Source organism: uncultured Porphyromonas sp., assembly GCF_934359325.1.
Taxonomy (GTDB): Bacteria; Bacteroidota; Bacteroidia; order Bacteroidales; family Porphyromonadaceae; genus Porphyromonas_A.
On sequence record NZ_CAKRLH010000141.1, the window covers coordinates 1 to 4,279 of the forward strand.

The window sequence follows — 4,279 nt, forward strand, 5'->3', positions numbered from 1 at the left end:
GTAGATGGTGCACTTGGGTAACTGACCACAAGTGCTAGGATATGCACTTAGGAGACGTTTCGTGACTTGAGGAGACTATCGGTTGGGGACTCTGGCGTATATTTGCAGACAACTTAGCAGTGGTGAGTGATAGATGAGGAGTACTCGGCCTATGTCGGCTATCTGTGCCGGTGAGCACTTTTGACCTTATAATATAGGCACTCCTGAGAGAATTATGATACGGGATGAGTGAAAAGTGGTACCTTTACGAGAGTAATGGGATCCGACCGCTGGTGGGGTCCATCACGTAGTTATGTTAGATATGCCGGATAATCAATACCATAGTACGACCGATCCGCACTTCGAGACCATCCGTCCCTTTGCGGATGACGAGGTGCATGACGCCATCGTGGAGCTGCTTGGGGATGAGGGGTTTCGTCACTTTGCCGAAACCTTTGGCTTCGATCTCTCGCCGGAGAGTGAGACGCTGCTGAGCGAGCAGGTGAGGTCGATCTTTGACTTCAAGCGCCTCTTCATCAGTGCCGGTCTCTCGGGACTGCTCGATAAGACCACCTTCTCCACCACCATCTCCGGCACGAGTAATCTCGACCGAGAGGGGAGTACAAAGTATCTCCTCGTCTCCAATCACCGGGACATCATCCTCGACTCCGCCATACTGGATCAGCTCTTCCTGCAGTCGGGTCTCTCGATGCCGAGGATGACGCTGGGGGACAATCTCCTGAAGCGTCCCTGGATACGGACCCTCGTGAGGCTCTGTGACGGCGTGGTGGTGAAGCGTGGGCTGCCGGTGCGTGAGACCCTGCTGGAGTCTAAGCGTCTCTCGGAGTATATAAGGACTGCCGTGGAGCAGGGAGAGGAGCATATCTGGCTGGCGCAGAGAGATGGTCGGGCGAAGGACTCCGACGACACCACACAGCCCGGTCTCCTGAAGATGCTGACGCTGAGCGCCCCTAGGGGGGCCTCGATCGCCGAGTCGATCGAGAGTCTCCACTTAGTGCCGATGGCGATCTCCTACGAGTATGACCCCTGTGATGCACTCAAGGCGGTGGAACTCCTTGCTCGTCGGCGCAACCCGGACTACCAGAAGCAGCCGACAGAGGATCTCGTCAGTATGCGTACCGGTCTGAGTGGCAGGAAGGGACGCGTCCATATCAAGGTGGCTGAGCCGCTGCACGACCTCGCCTCGCTCTACGAGCCGGAGGCAAGCAAGAATGAGCAACTGGCTGCCATTGCCCGGGAGATCGACCGGCAGATCTTCCTCAGCTACCGCTTCTACCCCTCCAACTACATCGCCTACGACATCGTCCGCGGTGGAGACCAATTTGACTCCATGTACAGCCGCAAGGAGCGACTGCTCTTCGAGCTCTACGTGGAGGAGCAGATGGATGCCGCCAAGGTGGCAACCAAGGACCGGGAGGAGGTGGCACATATGATCTTTGACGCTTATGCCAATCCTCTGGTCAATAACCTCATCACGCGCAAGATCATCCGCAGATAAGTTTTACTAAGAAAGATATTAAGCTCCATGAGTTGGTTTGAGTGCAAAGTCACTTACGAAAAAGAGATCGCCGAGTCCGGCAAAGTCCAGAAGGTCCACGAGTACTACCTCGTCGATGCCCTAACCTTTACCGAGGCTGAGGAGCGTATGAGTGGGGAGATGGAGAGCCGTGGCCCTTTCCGCCTCGACAGCGTCAAGAAGGTGAATTACTCCGAGACGTTCTTCAACAACGGTCAGCTCTTCTACAAGGCAAAGGTGGGATTTATCCAGCTGGACGAGAAGAATGGCGTGGAGAAGAAGAAGTACACCTATATGCTGGTGCAGGCGAATGACTTTAGGGACGCACTGGAGGAGCTGGAGAAGCAGATGAAGACAACGCTCGCCGACTGGACCATCGCCTCGATCGCAGAGACGCAGCTGGTGGACGCCTTTCAGTACGAGGCTCCGGAGTCTAAGCCCGCAGCAGAGTAAGAGCAGCCCATGAGTACCATCGCCGATCGCATAGAGACCCTGAGGAGGGAGCTGGGAGAGCAGGTTCGCCTCGTCGCTGTGTCGAAGTTTCATCCCGTCGAGAAGCTCCGTGAGGCGTACGATGCCGGGCAGCGTATCTTTGGCGAAAATCGCGTCCAGGAGATGGTGGCGAAGCAGCCGGAGATGCCTGACGATGTGCAGTGGCACCTGATCGGGACGCTTCAGCGGAATAAGGTCAAGTACATTGCCCCCTTTGTAGACACGATCGAGAGCGTCGACTCGGCTAAGCTCCTGAGGGAGATCGAGCGGCAGGCGGTGATCCAGGAGCGTCCCGCAGAGCGGGGTCCGATACGGTGCCTCCTCCAGATCCATATCTCGGGTGAGGAGTCGAAGCACGGACTGGATGAGACAGAGCTGCATGAGCTCCTCGAGTCGGGGCTGATCGACGACTGCCCTCATGTCGAGGTGGTCGGGCTGATGGCGATGGCCTCGCTGACCGATGATATGGAGCTGGTGGAGTGGCAGTTTGCCCGCATGCAGGAGCTCCTCGGTGAGGTGCGCGACCGGTACTTTGCTGATCAGCCCTCCTTCCGTGAGCTTTCCATCGGCATGTCCCAAGACTATAAGATCGCCCTTAGGCACGGCGCGACGTATGTGCGCATCGGCACGGCGATCTTTGGCCCTCGTGAGTACTGACTTACGTTGGGTAACTATTAATTTTGAATCAGTAGAATAGAAGAATCATGAAGAAGACAACAACAATCCTCGCTACTTCCGCCCTTGCCCTCAGCATCTCGCTCAGCGGCTGTGGCTTCCTACAGAAGATGGACAAGACCGTCCTCGGTGCCGGTACCGGTACCGCAGCAGGTGCCGCCATCGGTGCCGGCATCGGTAATACGGCAGGCAATGCCGGAGCAGGTGCCCTCATCGGTGGCATCGTGGGCGGTGTCGCCGGTGGTCTCATCGGCAACCATATGGAGAAGCAGGCTAAGGAGCTCGAGAAGGCTGTCCCTGAGGCTGAGGTGGAGCGTGTCAATAATGGTGAGGCGATCCGCGTCACCTTCGACAGCGGCATCCTCTTCGGCTTTGACAACACCGCACTCAGCCCCCAGTCTCGGGAGGCTCTTACTCGCTTTGCGGCAAATATGAATGCCAACCCTCAGACCAACATCCGCATCGTAGGTCACACCGACAGCACCGGTAAGCATGCCTACAATGTCGGTCTCTCTAAGCGTCGCGCTCAGAGCGTGGTAAACTTCCTCCGCGAGCATCAGGTGTCCAGCACCCGTATGACCCTCGATGGTGTAGGTCCCGACCAGCCCATCGCTGACAATGGTACCCCTGAGGGTCGTGCTAAGAACCGCCGCGTGGAGGTCTTCATCCTGCCGAGTCAGGAGATGATCAACGAGGCTAAGGCCGAGGCTGCCAAGCAGAAGTAAGCAACTCATCCAAGTACAAAAAAAGGGAGAGCAGATCCTCAGTGGATCTGCTCTCCCTTTTTAGGTGAATTGTGGAGGACCGGATCACTCCTTTTGATTGACAGTGAAGGAGGGTCCCCATACTATGCCCAACGCCATAAAGTAAATGGATCGTGGCTTCCCTGTCTTATTCTCCTCAGCGGTCACGGTAATCGTGCGGGTGTCCTTGGAGATACAGAAGGTGATCCAGTCATAATGGATGACCTTGTCGCCGTCCTTCGTGGTGGTGATCTCCATCTCGTCCTTCGTCAGCTCCCTTTCCCTGACCTTATTGACCGTGGTGGCTGATGGATCTTGCTCGTAGACAATAAGAGAGTGGAAAAACCATGGATTCTTCTTTAGAGCTACCTCGTTGACCTTGGTCCCCCCAGTTTGGTCAAACTCTATGACCTTGTGCTTAATCCTAGGAGTCTGGCTGGTGTCGTCGCACCCGCAGGCCAAGAGGAGAAGAAAGCAGACCGAGAGTGCCCACAAATAATGATGATGTTTCATATGTTATTTTGATGTTCGGACGTACAGATTATAGCCATACTTCTGTCTGCGAAGTTACGTGAAATGCGACGTTTCTACAAAGTGGTTCGGGATGACCACATTAGTCCTTTGCATAAAGAAGGGAGAGCAGATCCTCAGTGGGTCTGCTCTCCCTTCTTAGGTGATGTGCCTGCCCCGATCAGAACATCGGGAGCTGGTAGATGAAGCCGCAGAGCAACTTATTGGTGGAGGCGGTGGTATCGTCAATGTTATTCTTGAAGTTGCGACCCACGTAGGTGAGGAAGAAGTGGAGATTGCCATCCTCCATCGGGTAGTACTCCACGCCGGCGAAGTAGCCGAG

At 55.6% G+C, this 4,279-nt stretch carries 6 protein-coding genes; 4 read left to right on the plus strand and 2 right to left on the minus strand.

Translation table 11 applies throughout. The annotated features are described in order from the left end of the window. Positions 1-301 precede the first annotated feature (301 nt). From Q0F21_RS05770 to Q0F21_RS05785, 4 genes are read left to right on the plus strand one after another with little or no spacing between them, the layout of a single operon-like run. The gene (locus tag Q0F21_RS05770; protein WP_297238215.1) at positions 302-1,498 is read left to right on the plus strand and encodes a 1-acyl-sn-glycerol-3-phosphate acyltransferase; all 1,197 of its coding nucleotides are present in this window, start codon (positions 302-304) and stop codon (positions 1,496-1,498) included. A 27-nt stretch (positions 1,499-1,525) separates the two neighbouring features. Next, on the plus strand, positions 1,526-1,969 hold the full coding sequence (locus tag Q0F21_RS05775; RefSeq protein WP_297238217.1) for a DUF4494 domain-containing protein: 444 nt from the start codon (positions 1,526-1,528) through the stop codon (positions 1,967-1,969). A gap of 9 nt (positions 1,970-1,978) precedes the next feature. After that, positions 1,979-2,665: a YggS family pyridoxal phosphate-dependent enzyme gene (locus Q0F21_RS05780; RefSeq protein WP_297238219.1), complete on the plus strand. Its 687-nt coding sequence runs from the start codon at positions 1,979-1,981 to the stop codon at positions 2,663-2,665. A 47-nt stretch (positions 2,666-2,712) separates the two neighbouring features. Beyond that, entirely contained in the window at positions 2,713-3,408 is a 696-nt protein-coding gene (locus Q0F21_RS05785) for an OmpA family protein (RefSeq protein WP_297132513.1), read from the plus strand. 84 nt (positions 3,409-3,492) lie between these two features. Here the strand turns inward: Q0F21_RS05785 and Q0F21_RS05790 are convergent, their stop codons facing one another. Together Q0F21_RS05790 and Q0F21_RS05795 are read right to left on the minus strand one after the other, a co-directional pair. Then, positions 3,493-3,939: a BACON domain-containing carbohydrate-binding protein gene (locus Q0F21_RS05790; protein WP_297238222.1), complete on the minus strand. Its 447-nt coding sequence runs from the start codon at positions 3,937-3,939 to the stop codon at positions 3,493-3,495. Positions 3,940-4,117: 178 nt separating this feature from the next. Next, positions 4,118-4,279 (minus strand): porin (locus tag Q0F21_RS05795; protein WP_363282671.1); only part of this gene is annotated, 162 nt, incomplete at its 5' end.

What these genes read in the sequence shown, in the direction of transcription:
- Q0F21_RS05785 (WP_297132513.1), top strand. Translation starts at nt 2,713, where the DNA reads ATGAAGAAGACAACAACAATCCTCGCTACTTCCGCCCTTGCCCTCAGC.
- Q0F21_RS05775 (WP_297238217.1), top strand. Translation starts at nt 1,526, where the DNA reads ATGAGTTGGTTTGAGTGCAAAGTCACTTACGAAAAAGAGATCGCCGAG.
- Q0F21_RS05770 (WP_297238215.1), top strand. Translation starts at nt 302, where the DNA reads ATGCCGGATAATCAATACCATAGTACGACCGATCCGCACTTCGAGACC.
- Q0F21_RS05790 (WP_297238222.1), bottom strand. Translation starts at nt 3,939, where the DNA reads ATGAAACATCATCATTATTTGTGGGCACTCTCGGTCTGCTTTCTTCTC.
- Q0F21_RS05780 (WP_297238219.1), top strand. Translation starts at nt 1,979, where the DNA reads ATGAGTACCATCGCCGATCGCATAGAGACCCTGAGGAGGGAGCTGGGA.